General features: G+C 68.2%; 14 protein-coding genes. All 14 read right to left on the bottom strand.

Annotated features, from left to right (window positions below; genetic code table 11):
- Window positions 1-36: 36 nt before the first annotated feature.
- Window positions 37-1,323 carry a cytochrome c3 family protein gene (locus ACYQ8L_RS09815; RefSeq protein ID WP_459941612.1) on the bottom strand — a complete coding sequence of 429 codons (1,287 nt, stop codon included), beginning with the start codon at window positions 1,321-1,323 and terminating at the stop codon, window positions 37-39.
- Window positions 1,324-1,411: 88 nt separating this feature from the next.
- Window positions 1,412-2,254: a c-type cytochrome biogenesis protein CcsB gene (ccsB, locus tag ACYQ8L_RS09810; RefSeq protein ID WP_459941611.1), complete on the bottom strand. Its 843-nt coding sequence runs from the start codon at window positions 2,252-2,254 to the stop codon at window positions 1,412-1,414.
- A gap of 63 nt (window positions 2,255-2,317) precedes the next feature.
- Window positions 2,318-3,694: a cytochrome c biogenesis protein ResB gene (gene resB, locus ACYQ8L_RS09805; protein ID WP_459941610.1), complete on the bottom strand. Its 1,377-nt coding sequence runs from the start codon at window positions 3,692-3,694 to the stop codon at window positions 2,318-2,320.
- 191 nt (window positions 3,695-3,885) lie between these two features.
- On the bottom strand, window positions 3,886-5,676 hold the full coding sequence (locus tag ACYQ8L_RS09800) for an FAD-dependent oxidoreductase (RefSeq protein WP_459941609.1): 1,791 nt from the start codon (window positions 5,674-5,676) through the stop codon (window positions 3,886-3,888).
- Window positions 5,677-5,783: 107 nt separating this feature from the next.
- On the bottom strand, window positions 5,784-6,554 hold the full coding sequence (gene folE2, locus ACYQ8L_RS09795; RefSeq protein ID WP_459941608.1) for a GTP cyclohydrolase FolE2: 771 nt from the start codon (window positions 6,552-6,554) through the stop codon (window positions 5,784-5,786).
- Window positions 6,555-6,558: 4 nt separating this feature from the next.
- Entirely contained in the window at window positions 6,559-6,930 is a 372-nt protein-coding gene (gene queD, locus ACYQ8L_RS09790) for a 6-carboxytetrahydropterin synthase QueD (RefSeq protein ID WP_459941607.1), read from the bottom strand.
- A 95-nt stretch (window positions 6,931-7,025) separates the two neighbouring features.
- A complete protein-coding gene (locus tag ACYQ8L_RS09785) occupies window positions 7,026-8,432 on the bottom strand; it encodes a glycerate kinase type-2 family protein (protein WP_459941606.1) in 1,407 nt (468 codons plus the stop codon).
- Window positions 8,363-8,998 (bottom strand): hypothetical protein, encoded by a 636-nt coding sequence (locus tag ACYQ8L_RS09780; protein WP_459941605.1) that lies wholly within the window; start codon window positions 8,996-8,998, stop codon window positions 8,363-8,365. Before ACYQ8L_RS09780 ends, ACYQ8L_RS09785 begins: the two co-directional genes overlap by 70 nt.
- The gene (gene mltG, locus ACYQ8L_RS09775; protein WP_459941604.1) at window positions 8,965-9,960 is read right to left on the bottom strand and encodes an endolytic transglycosylase MltG; all 996 of its coding nucleotides are present in this window, start codon (window positions 9,958-9,960) and stop codon (window positions 8,965-8,967) included. The genes ACYQ8L_RS09780 and mltG overlap by 34 nt, the downstream gene beginning before the upstream one ends.
- A complete protein-coding gene (gene sdhB, locus ACYQ8L_RS09770; protein WP_459941603.1) occupies window positions 9,957-10,709 on the bottom strand; it encodes a succinate dehydrogenase iron-sulfur subunit in 753 nt (250 codons plus the stop codon). The genes mltG and sdhB overlap by 4 nt, the downstream gene beginning before the upstream one ends.
- The gene (gene sdhA, locus ACYQ8L_RS09765) at window positions 10,706-12,412 is read right to left on the bottom strand and encodes a succinate dehydrogenase flavoprotein subunit (RefSeq protein WP_459941649.1); all 1,707 of its coding nucleotides are present in this window, start codon (window positions 12,410-12,412) and stop codon (window positions 10,706-10,708) included. Before sdhA ends, sdhB begins: the two co-directional genes overlap by 4 nt.
- A 387-nt stretch (window positions 12,413-12,799) precedes the next feature.
- Entirely contained in the window at window positions 12,800-13,336 is a 537-nt protein-coding gene (locus tag ACYQ8L_RS09760) for a succinate dehydrogenase/fumarate reductase transmembrane subunit (RefSeq protein ID WP_459941602.1), read from the bottom strand.
- A gap of 370 nt (window positions 13,337-13,706) precedes the next feature.
- Window positions 13,707-14,156: a hypothetical protein gene (locus ACYQ8L_RS09755; protein WP_459941601.1), complete on the bottom strand. Its 450-nt coding sequence runs from the start codon at window positions 14,154-14,156 to the stop codon at window positions 13,707-13,709.
- Window positions 14,157-14,213: 57 nt separating this feature from the next.
- Window positions 14,214-14,789, bottom strand: a complete 576-nt coding sequence (locus ACYQ8L_RS09750) for a hypothetical protein (RefSeq protein ID WP_459941600.1) — start codon at window positions 14,787-14,789, stop codon at window positions 14,214-14,216.
- Window positions 14,790-14,858: the final 69 nt, after the last annotated feature.

Genomic DNA, 14,858 nt, shown 5'->3' with positions numbered 1-14,858 from the left:
ACCCGGGGGGCCGCCGCCCCCCGGGCGGAACCGAACTCAGTACACCACGGGGTTCTCCCGGTCGTAGTCCTTCGGCTTGTGGCACCCCACCACGCACCGGCCGCCGGTGGGGGTCTTGGTGTAGTTCACCGGCAGCTTCCACATCTTGCCGAAGGGCACCTCTTTGCGGATGTGCTTCTCCTGGTTCCCCGCGTGGACCTCGTGGCAGGCCTTGCAGCTTCGGCCCTTGGGATCCTTGTTCACGTGGAGGAAGTGCAGGTTCCGGTCGCCGTTTCGGAAGTCCGTGAGCTTCGTCGTGAACTCGTTTAGAGCGATGTCCTTGTTGTGGCAGTCGAAGCACAGGGCGTAGTTCTCGGTCTTGTAGGGCATGTAGAACTGGGCCGGGAACGGCTTCTTCAGCACGAATGCGTAGTTCGATCCGTGGGGGTCGTGGCAGGCGTAGCAGTCGTTCTGCTTGACCGGCCCGTGGAGAAACTTAGAGTTCTGGATCTTGGCTGCCATGTCGGTGTGGCACGTGAAGCAGATTTCCTTCGTGGGCGCCTTGAGCTGCCGCGGGTAGTTCGACGAGTGGGGGGTGTGGCAGCCGGTGCAGGGCTCCTTTTTCAGGGCCGTGTGCTGCACCGTGGACTCCTCGATGTGCTTTTGCATGTCCTTGTGGCAGCGGTAGCAGAGCTCTTTGCCCTCACCGTAGAGCATGTAGGGGGCGTCGGTGGCATGGGCGTTGTGGCACTTGCCGCAGTCCTCCTCCACCGGCTTGTGCACGTACTTCCGTGTAAACTCCTCCTTGCGGTCGATGTGGCACAGGAGGCAGAGTTCCGCGCCTTTCTCCTCGGTCAGGTTCGGATAGGGCGACGAGTGGGGGTTGTGGCAGATGTTACAGTCCCCGGCGGCCACCGGGCCGTGCACGAACCCCCGGTTCGTCTTGTTGTTCTCGTGGCAGCTAAAGCACAGCTCGCTCGTGGTGGGCTTTTTGAGCTGGAGCTCGGCCTCCGACTGGTGCGGGTCGTGGCAGGCGATGCAGTCGCCCGTGGCCACGGGCTTGTGCACGGTGCGGTTCGCGTCCTTGCGGTCGTGGCAGGCGTAGCACAGGTCCTTGCCGCCCCCGAACGCCAGCTTGAAATCCTGGCCCGACTTGGTGGGGTGATTCGGGTTCCCCTCCTCGTGGCACACCACGCACTGGCCGGCCCCCACCGGCCCGTGGACATAGGTGGCCTTGCCCATATTCGCGTGGCACTGATCGGTGACGCAGCCCTCCTGCGCCCCCGCAGCCCCCGCCGCCAGAAGCACCCCGGCCAACACCGCGCCCAACATCCCGTGTCTCATGGATCCATCCCCTGTTCGAACGAAAGAAAACCCTCGACGACCCCGATCGTTCCCCCGTCTCGGCATGGTCTCTCCTCCTCCCGAAGCGTTACCCCGCGTAACTGTGAAGCCCCGACAACACGAAATTGACCCCCCAGTACGTGAAGATCACGCACCCGAATCCGACAACCGAAAGCCACGCCAACCGCGCGCCGCGCCACCCCGCCGTGAACCGGGCGTGGAGGTACGCGGCGTACACGAACCACGTGATGAGCGACCAGGTCTCCTTGGGGTCCCAGCTCCAGTAGGTGCCCCAGGCGTAGTTGGCCCAGATCGCGCCGGTCAAGATGCCCAGGGTGAGCAGCGGAAACCCCACCGCCACCGACTTGTACGCCAGATCGTCGAGAACCCGTGCCGGCGGCAGAATTCCCGGGGCATCCTTGCCCAACCGGGCCTCGGTGCGGCGCCGGAACAGATACATGATCGAGACCGCAAACCCCACCGCAAATGCCCCGTACCCGAAGAAGCAGGTCACCACGTGGGCTGTGAGCCAGTTGGACTGGAGCGCCGGAACGAGGGGCTGGATCTCGGAGGAGATGTGGGGATTGAGGGAGACCACGGCGATGCCGAGGAATCCCAACGGGGCCACGAAGGCGCCGATGGCCCGGTACCCGTACAGGCGCTCGAACACCAGGTAGATCAGCATGATCGACCAGGCGAAGAACACCATCGACTCGTACATGTTGGAAAGGGGAATGTAGCCGTACCCGGCCTGGTGGGACTCGATCCAGCGTACGACCATGGCGGCCGTGTTCACGAGCCAACCGGCGAGCGCCAGGCCCGTGCCGATCCAACCCGTGACCTTGGAGCGATGCACCAGGTACACCACGTACCCGAAGGTCGCCAGCAGATACAGGATCATGGCGATCCCGAAGAGCTTATCGTTGATCATCGTTCCTCCGTGGAAGGGGCCCCCTCGGAACGCGATCCGGGCCCCCTTATAGCAACTTGGGGTCTACTTTTCAAAGAGTTCTTGCGCCTCGGCGCACAAGTCCTGGAACCACCGCTCGAAGGCGATCCGGTTCCGGCTGGCGTTGCCCCCCAGGAACACCTCCACCGGGCCCTTCTCCGCAGGCCGGATCCGGGCCCAAACCCGGCGGTGGCTCACGAAGAACGCGATCAGGCACCCCAGGGTGATGAAAATGCAGCCGGCCCAGATGAGCGGCACCCCCGGGTCGTAGGCCACCTGGAGCCCCGTGTACATGAGGGTCTCGACCCCGTCCACCCGAACCACGTACCCGTCGAGCCGGCGGTGGTTGCCCTGGGGGGCCTGGAACACCACCGTGCTCTGGGGTTCCCCCTGGGCGGGCTGGAGCACCACCTCGACCGCGGGGCCCATGCCCCGAAAATCCCCGGTCAGGTTCCGCAGAATCAGCCGGTCGCCGTTTTCCAGCTCGACGCTCCCCCCCTTCTCCACCCGCTTACGATGAAACAGGATGTTCCGCCGCGGGCCGAACACCGTGAGCCAGGCCGACCTCCCGCCGGCCTGGCCGTAGGAGGACTGGTAGAAATAGATGTCCTTGTAGATCAGGGGGCTATTGACCTCGATCCGCTTTTTCAGGACCTCTTGGCCGTTTTCCAACACCGTGAGGTCGCTGATGTAATCCTTGGGCCGCCCGGTGGGCCGCCCCTGGGGATCGGTATAGAAGGTCACCTCGAAGTCGTCGCAACGCACCTGGAACCCGAGGTCCTTCACCCCCCCGTCCCGGAGACGGATCTGGGAGACGGTGTCGCCCTCCACGATGTTCACGAACCCCTTGAACCCCCACTGGGCCCCCACGATGGCCCCCAGCCCGAATAGAAACAGGCTAAAGTGGGTCACGTACACGCCCATCCGGGCCCAGCCCCCGCGGGTGCCCAGGAGATACACGGCCCCGTCCCGCTCCTCCCGGAACACCTTACGCATCCGGCGTCTGAGAAGCGTCTCGAGCTTTTCCGCCACCGCCCCCACGTCTCCGCCCTTGACCCGGGTGGTCCACTTTTCGTGGATCGCCACCGGCTTTCCGTCGAACACGGGGTCCTTGTAGGTCATGAGGCGGATCGCGTGGGGCAGGCGCTTGAGCGAACAGAACGTGATGTTCACGAGCAGGAGAACCAGGAGCGCCTGGAACCACCACGAGTAGTACATGTTGTGGAGGCCCAGGGCCCAGATCACCCTGGCCCAGCCCTCGCCGTACTCGGCCGCGTAAACCCCGAACTCCTTGCCCTGCTGGATCACGGTGCCGAACACGCTCGTCGCCGCGAGGGCAATGAGCACCACCACGCTCAGCTTGATCGAAGCGAAAAACTCAAAAAGCCTCTTTCCGAAGCCCGCCTTGGCCGTTTGCTTCAAGGGTCGTACTCCTTGGGGCGTGACTCGTAAATGGTGAGTCGTAAATCGTTTGAACTGCCGCAGGTCGTTTGTCGTTTGACCGTGCGGACGTTGGGACGTGCGGACGCGCGGACGGAACGTCCCACCGTCCTAACGTCCTAGCGTCCCAACGTCCCAACGTCCCAACGTCCTAACGTCCTAACGTCCCAACCTTACAACTCCCGGTGGCACTGGAGGCAGCGGCCGGCTTCCCGCCGGGCCGAGGCCGGGTTGAAGCCGAGTTCCACCTCCCGGAACCCCTCGCGCCGCTGCCTCAGGGACACCTTGGGCATCTCCTCCCGGATGCGCGCCTCCGGCGTCTCCCGGTGCCCCGGAAAGGGCTGGCGCACCCGCCGGTCCCGAAGCCGCCAGCCCGGCACCCGCTCCGGCGCGAGATCCGCGAAGAGGGCGAGCGCCGCCCGCCGGCCCTGGGCCATCGCCGCCACGGCGGTGGCCGGCCCGCTCACCGCGTCGCCCCCTGCGTACACCCGCTCCAGGCTCGTCCGCTGGGTCTCGGGGTCCACCCAGATCCGCCCGTCCGGTTCCCGGCGCAGGCCCGAAAGGACGGGGTCGGAAAACACGGGGGCCTCGACCCGCTGCCCCAGGGCCGGGATCACCGCGTCGGCCTCGAGCGTCCAGTCCTTTCCCTCCACCGGCACGGGCCGGGGCCGTCCCGTGGCGTCGGGCGCACCCAGCTCCATGGTGCGCACGCGAACCTCCAAGCCGTCCCCCTTTTTTCGGATCTCCGCGGGGTCCGCCAGAAAGTGGAACTGCACCCCCTCGCGCACCGCCTCCTCCACCTCGTCGGCCCGGGCGGGCATCTCGTCCCGGCTTCGGCGGTACAACAGATGTACCTCCTCGGCCCCCAGCCGGAGGGCCGTGCGGCACACGTCCATGGCCGCGTTCCCCCCCCCCACCACAACAACCCGACGCCCCAGGCGCACCGGCGCGGCCTCCTTGGCGCGCCGGAGCACCTCCTGGAAATCCGTGCACAGCTCCGCCCCGGGGATCCGAAGCTCGATGGACCGGGCGGCTCCCACCCCCAGGAACACGGCGTCGTACTCCCGCAGGAGATCGGCCAGCGGCATCCCCCCCGGCCCAACCGGGGTATTGCACCGGAACCCCACCCCGCGGCTCCGAAGATCCTCCAATTCCTCGTCCAGGATGTAGGCCGGAAGGCGATACTCGGGGATCGTGGTCGCGAGCCGGCCTCCCAGGACCTTTTCCGCCTCGAACACCGTGACCGAGGCGCCGAGCACGCTCAGGTAGTACGCGCAGGAGAGCCCGGCGGGACCCGCCCCCACCACCGCCACCTTGAGCCCGCCGCCGTCCAGGTGCACCGCCCCCCCCGACGGCGCGGTCCCCCGCCGGTCCCGTTCCCGGTCGGCGAGAAACCGCTTACACCCGTTGATCGCGATCGGCTCCCCGTCGATGCCCCGCACGCAGGCGGTTTCACAAGGATGGGGGCAGATCCGGCCGATCACCCCGACGAGCGGCACCCGGGTACGCACGAGTCCGTAGCCCTGCTCCAGGTTTTCGTCGAGGATCAGTTGGAGATAGTCCGGGATGGGAAGCGCGGCGGGACACGCCCGCTGGCACGGCGGACGCGGCGCGGAGGGTCCCCACCGGGCATCGGCCCAGGACACGGCCAACACGAACCCGGCGGCACCGAGCAGGAACAGGTGGCCGTAGGAAAACCCGTTCCAAACCGCGGCCACGAGGCCCAGCGCCAGCGGGATAAGGCACGCCAGCACCAGGCCCGTGAGCCAACGGCGCTGGTACATCTGCCCCGCGCCGGCCGCCACCAGCGACATCCACGCCCCCCTGGGCCGCAACCGGCGGTCGGCCGCGATCTCGTGGAGGAGGCGGTCGCGCCCCCGGAGCCGGCCCGCACAGGTCCGGCACCGGAGCGCTTCTCCCTTGGGCTCGATCCGGCAGAGGCTACAGTCCCAATATCGTTCCATGCGCTCGTCAAGGTTCGGGTGTGACGGAATCCGCCCTCCGTGCCGCGAGTAGCCCCCGATCCCCACCGGATCGCCACGCACGCCTCCCCCGGCCCCGGAAGGGGGGCCTACCACTTTTCGACGTAGGCGTACGCGTTGTGATTGTGGATGCTTTCGAAGTTCTCGGCCTCCACCGAGAACCACGTTACGTTCGGGTCGCGCAGGAGCGCCTGGGCCACGTCCCGGACTATGTCCTCCACGAACTTGGGGTTGTTGTAGGCCTTCTCCGTCACGTACTTTTCGTCACTTCGCTTGAGAAGGCTGAACACCTCGCAGGACGCCCGGCTCTCCACCAGATGGATGAGGTCCTCGAGCCACACGAACTCCCGGAACCGCACGTTGACCCGCACGTGGGACCGTTGGTTGTGGGCGCCGCCCGCGCTGATCGCTTTGGAGCACGGGCACACGCTCGTCACCGGCACTCCCACCTCGGCCACCAGGTCGAACTTGTCCTCTTCCAGCGATCCCTTGAGGGCGCAGGGGTAGCTCATGAGCGAGGCCGCCCGGCTCACCGGGGCCCTCTTCTCCATGAAATAGGGGAACCGCAGTTCCAGATGGGCCGAAACCGCGTCCAGGCGCTCCCGGATCTTCTCGAGGATGCTCCGGACGTTCCCCACCGCGATGCCGTGGCGGTGTTCGTTCAGGACCTCGACGAACCGGCTCATGTGGGTGCCCTTGAAGTGATGGGGCAAGCCCACGTACATGTTCACCGTGGCCACCGTGTGCTGCTCGCCGTGGGTCTTGTCGAGCACAGTGATGGGGTAGACGATGTCCTTCACCCCCACCTTGTCGATGGCAATCCGGCGATGGTCGGCGCGGCTTTGGATGTCTTCGAGCACGGGATCAATCCCGGATGTAGGTGGCCGCGGCCCGGTTGCTCTCCCACGCGGTCACCCGGTGCACCCGGATCCCCTCCCGGTCGACCCGCCGGGCCACCTCGTGGCACAGGTACTCGGCGATCCGCTCCGACGAGGGGTTCCGTTCCCGGAACGCCGGAAGGTCGTTCAGGTAGGCGTGGTCCAACTGGGCCAGCACCTCCCGCGTGGCCTTCTTAAGTTCCTGGAAATCCAGGGCCAGATCGGTGGCGTCCAGGCGGTCCGCCCGGACCACCACCTCCACCTTCCAGTTGTGTCCGTGGAGGGCCTCGCACTGCCCCTGATAGCCGCGCAGGTTGTGAGCCGCGGCAAAATGCTCCTCGATCTTCACCTCGTACATCGGCGGTCCTTGTTCGGCGGAAGGGCTCTGTCGTTTCCAGACCTCGTGCCCGAAAGAACGAAGGCGGTACGGTATCACCTGGGAAACGAAGTTGTCTAGTCTTGCGGGGCCGCCACGAGGAGCACCTGTACGTCCATCACGTTGGTGCGGGTGGGGCCGGTGACGAGGAGATCCCCGACCTGCCGGAGCAGGGCGTAGCTGTCGTTCCGGTCCAGGAATTCCGCAGGCTCGAGGCCCGAAGCCCGGGCCCGCGCGGCCGTGGTCCCGTCCACCAGGCCTCCGGCCGCGTCGGTGGGGCCGTCGGTGCCGTCGGTTCCCCCGGAGAGCGCCGCGATCCCCTCCCACCCCTCGAGCGCCAAGGCCATGGCCAGGGCCATCTCCTGGTTCCTCCCCCCTTTCCCGCTGCCCCGCAGCGTCACCGTGGTCTCGCCCCCCGCGAGCAGGCACGCCGGCGGCGCCACCGGGTCGCCCCGCTCCCGCGCCTCCTGGGCCACGGCCACCAGAGCCCTGCCGACCTCCCGGGCCTCCCCCTCGAGACGGGAGGTGAGGATCAGGGGGTTGTACCCCAGGGCACGAGCCCGTGCGGCCGCGGCCTCCAGGCTCTTCCGGTTCGATCCCACCACGACGTGAACGATGCCGGCGAGCCGGGGGTCTCCGGGCTTGGGGGTGTCTTCCACCTCTCCCCGGCAGCCGGCCTCGATGTGGCGGCGCACCGCCTCCGGCACCCGGTCCCAGACACCTCGCCGCACCAGCACCTGGCGGGCCTCGGAGAACGTGGTCGGGTCGGGGGAAAACGGCCCCGAGGCGATCACGTCGAGCCGGTCGCCGATGACGTCGGAGAGCACCAGGTTCACCACCCGGGCCGGATGGGCCGCCGCCCCCAGGCGCCCGCCCTTCACCTGGGAGAGGTGTTTCCGCACGGCGTTGAGTTCCCCGATCGTGGCGCCGCTCGCCAGAAGGAGCCGGGTGACCTCCTGGACATCCTCCAGGGTCACCCCGGGCGCCGGAAGGCTCAGGAGCGCCGAACCGCCCCCCGAAAGCACCGCCACCACCAGGTCGTCCGGGCCGGCCCCGCGGACGAGTTCGAGGATCCGGCGCCCCGCTTCCACCCCCCTGGCATCGGGCACGGGGTGGGAGGCCTCCAGCACCTCGATCCGCCCGAGGGGCAGGCCGTGGCCGTCCTTCACGCACACGACGCCCCCCGCGATGCGATCGCCCAAAACCGTTTCCACCGCGGCGGCCATGGGTGCCGACCCCTTCCCGGCCCCCACCACCCACACCTTTCCCGCCTCGTGGAGCCGCAACCGGGCCACCGGTTCCGGTTCCGGGCCCACCTCCAAATCGTCGCCCCGTCGCCGAAGGTGTGCCACCACCGCGGCCTCGGGGTCGGCCGCGCCCACGGCCGCCCGGAAGACGGCCAGGGCGTCTTGCCTCAGCCGGTCTGCGCCGTCGGCAGCGGCAGGAGTTCCACCCGGCCCTCCCTCACCTGCGTTTGCAGCCATTCCTCCAGCTCCTTGCGGAACTTCCGTTCCTCCAGATACGCCCGCACCTCTCCCCGCAGGTCGAGCGGGTCCTCAACACCGAGCCGGTCCCCCTGCTCCCGGATGAACCGCAGCACCTCGGTCAGGGGGACGAAGGTCATCTCCCGACGGAACGCGAGATATTTCCGGGCCAGGACCTCTTGGCGCTGGCGCAGCCGCAGGTGCTCCGGGTCGAGCCCGAGCACCCGGCAGAGCTCGGGGGGCGGCCGGTTGCAGCGGTTCGCGAGCGCCTCCAGCTCGGCGTCGATCTCGGCCGGCGAGACCTCGAGCCGGAGCCTCTCGGCCTCCGCCGCGAACAGACGGCGCCGCACCACGGCGTCGCGCACCACCCGGGCCAGGGCCTCGGCCGCCGGCCGCCCTTCGAGCCGTCGGATCGCGGCCTCCCGGCGGATCTCGCTCCAGGTCAGGGCGTACCCGTCGATCCTTCCCACCAGGGCATCCACGAGCTCGGCCCGCACCGGGGCGGCGCCGAACCCCCAGGCCGCCAGGGCGATCAGCGCCGCCGCTTTTGGTAGCGCCTTACCCATCGCCGGTGCTCCTCGTAGGTGTCGGAAAACACGTGGGTGCCGTCGTTTCGGCTCACGAAGTACAGGTACGTGACCGGGGCCGGCCGCACAGCGGCCTCGAGGCTCCCCCGGCCGGGGTTGGCCACGGGGCCCGGCGGGAGACCCTTGCGTGTATAGGTGTTGTAGGGGTGATCGGTCCGCAGGTGCTCTCGGGTGAGGTTCCCGTCGAACTCCGGGATGCCGTAGATGACCGTGGGGTCGCTCTCGAGCCGCATGCCGCGTCGCAGCCGGTTCCAGAACACGGCCGCGATAAGGGGCCGCTCCTCGGGAACCCCCGTTTCCTTTTCCACGATCGAGGCCAGCGTGACCCACGAGCGCAGGTCGAGCCCCCGCGCCTCGGCCTCGGGCAACAGGGGCTCCGTCACCTCACGGAACCGGCTCACCAGCGCCGAGACGACCTCCTCCGGCTCGAGCTCCCTGGCGAACCGGTACGTGTCGGGAAAGAGGTACCCCTCGAGGGTGGGCCCCGGAAGATTCCACCGGCCCGGCGCCCCCTCGTCGTAGCACAGGGCCTGGAACCGGACCGGATCGGTGACCCCGGCCTCGCCCAACACCCTGGCCATGTCCCGCGCCGTGAGGCCCTCGGGCAGCACGACCCGCACCTGCTCCACGGCCCCCCGGCCCACGGCCTCGAGCACGGCCCGAGCGCTCGGGGCCTCCCCGAACCGGTACGAACCCGCCTTGGGCCCCCCGGGCGGCATGCTGGCCCCGATCGCCAGTCGCGCCAGCACGGGATGGGGGAAAAACCCGGCTTCGGCAAGGAGTTGCGCCACCTGGGCCGCGGTGGCGCCCCGGGGGATCGTGATCCCCCGCTCGGCCCCGGGCCTGGGCCGGTCGAGTCCGGAGGCGATCCAGACGGTCGCCACCCACGCGAACCCCGCGACCAGGGCCGCCGCGCGCCACCCCCAGCGACCGAGGCTCATGACCCGCGTTCGAACCAGTTCCTCACGTAGTACCAGGTGGTGTCCCGGTTCAGCTTGGCGATGGCCGTGGTGAGCGGCACCTCCTTCGGGCAGGCCTTCACGCAGTTCTGGGCGTTCCCGCACTCGGTGATGCCGCCGTCACCCATCACGGCCTCGAGGCGCTCCTCGGCGAGCATTCGGCCGATGGGGGAGATGTTGAAGTAGAGCGCCTGGGCCAGCGCGGCCGGGCCGATGAAGTTCGTCCGCCGGTTCACCTGGGGGCACGCCTCCATGCAGCACCCACAGGTCATGCACCGGCTCAGCCGGTACCCGAACTGGCGGCGCTTCTCTGCCAGACGCGGCCCGGGCCCCAGGTCGTAGGTGCCGTCGATCGGCACCCACCCCTTGATGCGCTTGAGGTTCTCGAACATGAAGGTGCGATCCACCATGAGGTCGCGCACCAGGGGGAACTTGCTCAAGGGCTCCAGCACGATGGGCTGCGCGAGCTCATCCACCAGGGCCGAGCAGGCCTGGCGGGCCCGGCCGTTGATCACCATGGTGCAGGCGCCGCACACCTCCTCGAGGCAGTTGCAGTCCCACACCACCGGGGTGGTGGCGCGGCCCTGGGCGTCCACGGGGTTCTTCTGGATCTCCTGCAGGCAGGTGATCACGTTCATGTGCTCGTAGTGGGGCACCGCGAACTCCTCCCAACGGGAGGGCGCGTCGGGCCCGTCCTGGCGGCGGATCCGAAGCCGAACCGTCCGGCTCATCCGAGGGTCTCCTTCTTGTCCACGTCGTACTTTCGCGGCCGGGGGGCGATGTACTGGATGTCCACGTCCTCGTAGTCGATCCGCGGCCCGTCGGGGGTATACCGGGCCAGCGTCGTTTTGAGGAACCGCTCGTCGTCCCGCTCGGGGAACTCCGGCTTGTAGTGGGCGCCGCGGCTTTCGTCCCGGAGCCGGGCCCCGAGGGTGATCACGTGCGCCAGCTCGAGCATGTAGTAGAGCTGCCGCGCGAAATGGAGCGACTGGTTGGCCCGCGCCCCCCTGTCCGGCGGCCGCAGGTTCGTCCAGCGGTCCTTGAACTCGACGATCCGCTCCAGGGTCTGGTCGAGCCGGTCGTTATAGCGCACCACGGTCACGTTCTCGGTCATCACCTCCCCGAGCTCCCGGTGCAGCACGTACGGGTTCTCGTCGCCGTCCATGGACCGGATGCGGTTCAGGAACTCCTCCTGCCGCTTCACCTCGAGCTCGGCCGCCCGGCCCGCCTCGCCCTCCGGGGCCTTATCGAGGGCCCACTCCATGGCCTTCTGGCCGGCCACCTGGCCCCCGTAAATGCACGACAGGAGGCTGTTGGCCCCGAGCCGGTTCGCGCCGTGGTACTGGTACTCGCACTCGCCTGCTGCGAAAAGGCCCGGGATCGAGGTCATCTGGTCGTAGTCGATCCACAGCCCGCCCATGGAGTAGTGCACGGCCGGGAACACCTTCATGGGCACCTTGGCCGGGTCTTCCCCCATGAATTTGCGGTAGATCTCCAGGATCCCCCCGAGCTTCACCTCGAGTTCCTCGGCCGGGATGTGGGTGAGATCCAGGTACACCTGGTTCTTCCCGTCGACCCCGAGCCCTTGGTTCACGCAGACGTCGAAGATCTCGCGGCTCGCGATGTCGCGGGGCACGAGGTTTCCGTACGCCGGGTATTTTTCCTCGAGAAAGTACCACCGCTCGCCGTTGCGGGGCACCCACACCCGGCCGCCCTCGCCCCGGGCCGACTCGCTCATCAGCCGCAGCTTGTCGGGGCCGGGGATCGCCGTGGGATGGACCTGGATGAACTCGCCGTTGGCGAACGTGGCCCCCTGGGTGTACACGCTCGCCGCGGCCGCCCCGGTGTTGATGACCGAGTTGGTGGATTTGCCGAAGATCATGCCGAGCCCCCCCGTGGCCAGGATCACCGCGCGCCCCGGAAAGGCCCGCACCTCGCCCGACACCATGTCGGCCGCCACCACGCCCCGGCACACCCCGGCGTCGTCCACCACGGCCGACAGGAACTCCCATCCCTCGAACTTGGTCACACGGCCCGCGGCCTCGTACCGGCGGACCTGCTCGTCGAGGGCGTAGAGGAGTTGCTGCCCGGTCGTGGCCCCGGCGTAGGCCGTGCGGTGGTACTTGGTGCCCCCGAACCGCCGGAAGTCCAGGAGCCCCTCGGCGGTGCGATTGAACATCACCCCCATGCGGTCAAAGAGGTAGATGATGCCGGGGGCGGCCTCGCACATCCGCTTGACCGGCGTCTGGTTCGCCAGGAAGTCGCCGCCGTAGATGGTGTCGTCGAAATGCTCCCAGGGGCTGTCCCCCTCCCCCTTGGTGTTCACCGCGGCGTTGATGCCGCCCTGGGCGCACACCGAGTGGGACCGCCGCACGGGCACCAGGCTGAACAGGTCCACGTGGAAATTCTGCTCGGCGATCCGGACCGCGGCCATCAACCCCGCAAGCCCACCGCCCACAACGATCACGTTTTTTCGTTCCACGGTTTTTCTCCTCTCGCCCGCGCGGCCATTCCGAATCCCCGCGGACGTATTCTCAAATCCCTGCCGTTGCTCCGGGGGCCAACGGGTGAAGGGTGCCGCGCTCGTCTCTCCGGGAGGTCCCTTGCCCCACAAAATGCGGGCGACGGGCCCGTGTCAGGTGCCACCAGACAACAGAAGACAGAGGACAGGGGGTTTCTGGCATCTGTCCTCTGAATTCTGACCCCCGATACGGCAACCGCTCCCACGAGTTGGGCGGCTTGACACGCCGGAATCCCGAACGTTCTTAGCCGCCTAGCCGGGGAAGCTATTTGGAACGGAGGCCCGGCGCGCGCGCCGCGTTCAAAACTGGGCCAGGGTTCGCAGGCCGTAGATCGCCAGGATCACGAACGCCGCGAAACTGACCCCCACGAACACCCGCTGGCTGTGGGTGCCCACCGTGATGCCCCAGTCGATGGCGGTGCCGAAGATTCCGTTGGCCAGGTGGAACACCGCGGCCAGAAGCCCGGCGTACCACACGGCCACGTACCACCCCGCGTCCGCGAACGCCGCCCCATTCATGGCGGCCACGTGGAGGGCGATGAAGGGTACGAGAAACAGACCCGTGGCCCGCTGCCCCAGGTACATCCAGTTCCGGAGCCAGTTGTACCGCAGGTTGTTGGGCTGGGATTCGTAGGTGATGTACAGGCCGTAGAGGCCGTGGTAGAGAAGCGGGAGGTACAGGAACACGACCCGCAGGACCGGGCTCTCGTAGGCCCCCTCCCCGCGCACGTGCAGGCACAGGAAGTACCCCAGGAACAAGAACCCGGTAAGGCTATGGAGCTTTCGCATCCAGAACTGGGTGGAAGCAACCTTTCCTACCGGTGTTTCCGCCGTCATGCCTCGACTCCTTCTGTGGCTGGTCCGCCCGGCGGCGGGTGGCTGGGCGGCTGAGCCCTTTGTGTTGCTCCGGCGCTCAAATAGAGGCGCTTCGGGGGGTGGGACTTGCTGGAGCGCCGCTCGTGGCTTCTACGAGTAGCCGGATGCCGCACTCACGCACGACCGGAAGCAGCCCCCACGCCCCAGGCGGACACGAGTACCTTTCCAGGCACCGCGGCGAGGCAACGCCTCGGTGCCGCCGGCTCACCCCTGGGACCGGCTCCCGCGCCACGCCGCCTGCGCGGGACGCTCAAAGACAAAAGCGGGCATTGATCGCCCGCCCTGCCGTGAGAATACTCCTCCCCGATCCCAGCGCTCAAGAACGCGGGGCTCACAGGTCCGAGGCCACGTCCCGGAGTGCTCGGGAGGCATCCTCCAGCCGATCCGCCTGGTCGGCCGGCAGGCTCTGCCGCAGGGCTTCGAGGTCGGCGAGGATCCGGCCCACGGCCGCGCGGTTCCGCGTGCGGGCCTCCGCCGCGAGCCCGGCCTCGAGGGAGCCCAGCCGCGCTTCCAGGGCACCCATCTGGCGCCGCATGCCCCAAAGCGCCGTGCCCCCGATCCAGAGGAACACGAGCACCACGGCCGCCAGCACAACCATGCCGAGAAACGCCCTGTCGCGTTCGGACTCCCGGGGCCTCGGGGGGGCTCCTGCGGCCGGGCCGGCCGCCGCCTCCTCCACCGCCTCCCGGTCGGCCAAGGCGGCGGCGACATCACCGGGGAGCTCTTCGTGTTTGGTCCGGCCCCCGTGGGGATCCAAACCCGGGGCGGAGGGATGATCCATGGCTCTCTCCGGGCAAACAAATCGCGGCCGCGATCCTACGGAGCCCCCCCCTGTGTGTCAACGCCCCGAACCGCCGGAACCCGGCGCAACCCCCCACTTCCGGGCCATGTCCGCCACCCACGGCGGGCACTTCCCGAACTCCAGGAACCCCTCCCAGGTGGGGTACCCGCCCCGGAAGACGTACCGCAGAAGTTCCCGAAACTGTTCCCGGCTGAACCGGTAGGACCCGATCGCCCCCTCGTCCTCGCCGGGCCGCCAGACGACCGGGATGGTTTCCGGGTCGGCCCAGCGCCGAAGAATCCGAAGCGTCTCGCCTCGGTTCTCGTGCCCCCGTATCTTCTGGCGAAATTCCCGGGGTTCCGACGGGAACGGCCATCGGCGGTACACCTCGCCGAGGTACCCCACGTGGCGCTCCCCCCGGATGGCGCCCATGAGGTCTCCTAGGTCCTCCGGACTCCGGAATCGATGGCCCTCCAGCGCGAAGGTCCCCCCCTCGGGGGGAAGCGTCGAAAGCCCTTGGCAGAAATCGGAGCAGAAAAATCCGAGATCCTCGAGCAGAAGATGATCGGTCTCGATGTTGTAGAACCCGAACACGACGGTGCCGTGGGAACGGGAGGCGAAGAGCAAGGGCATGGCGACGGATCCGTTGGGACGTTGGGACGCTCCAATGCTGGGACGTTAGAACGTTAGGACGTTGGGACG

Source organism: Deferrisoma palaeochoriense (assembly GCF_054656955.1).
Note: the sequence above shows the minus strand (reverse complement) of the source record. Positions and strands in the feature narration are given on the sequence as shown.

Bases quoted from the DNA above. Each gene is read 5' to 3' on its own strand.
- ACYQ8L_RS09815 (WP_459941612.1), bottom strand. From the start codon at position 1,323: ATGAGACACGGGATGTTGGGCGCGGTGTTGGCCGGGGTGCTTCTGGCG.
- ccsB (WP_459941611.1), bottom strand. From the start codon at position 2,254: ATGATCAACGATAAGCTCTTCGGGATCGCCATGATCCTGTATCTGCTG.
- ACYQ8L_RS09800 (WP_459941609.1), bottom strand. From the start codon at position 5,676: ATGGAACGATATTGGGACTGTAGCCTCTGCCGGATCGAGCCCAAGGGA.
- queD (WP_459941607.1), bottom strand. From the start codon at position 6,930: ATGTACGAGGTGAAGATCGAGGAGCATTTTGCCGCGGCTCACAACCTG.
- ACYQ8L_RS09785 (WP_459941606.1), bottom strand. From the start codon at position 8,432: ATGGCTGCAAACGCAGGTGAGGGAGGGCCGGGTGGAACTCCTGCCGCT.
- ACYQ8L_RS09780 (WP_459941605.1), bottom strand. From the start codon at position 8,998: ATGGGTAAGGCGCTACCAAAAGCGGCGGCGCTGATCGCCCTGGCGGCC.
- mltG (WP_459941604.1), bottom strand. From the start codon at position 9,960: ATGAGCCTCGGTCGCTGGGGGTGGCGCGCGGCGGCCCTGGTCGCGGGG.
- sdhB (WP_459941603.1), bottom strand. From the start codon at position 10,709: ATGAGCCGGACGGTTCGGCTTCGGATCCGCCGCCAGGACGGGCCCGAC.
- sdhA (WP_459941649.1), bottom strand. From the start codon at position 12,412: ATGGCCGCGGTCCGGATCGCCGAGCAGAATTTCCACGTGGACCTGTTC.
- ACYQ8L_RS09760 (WP_459941602.1), bottom strand. From the start codon at position 13,336: ATGACGGCGGAAACACCGGTAGGAAAGGTTGCTTCCACCCAGTTCTGG.
- ACYQ8L_RS09755 (WP_459941601.1), bottom strand. From the start codon at position 14,156: ATGGATCATCCCTCCGCCCCGGGTTTGGATCCCCACGGGGGCCGGACC.
- ACYQ8L_RS09750 (WP_459941600.1), bottom strand. From the start codon at position 14,789: ATGCCCTTGCTCTTCGCCTCCCGTTCCCACGGCACCGTCGTGTTCGGG.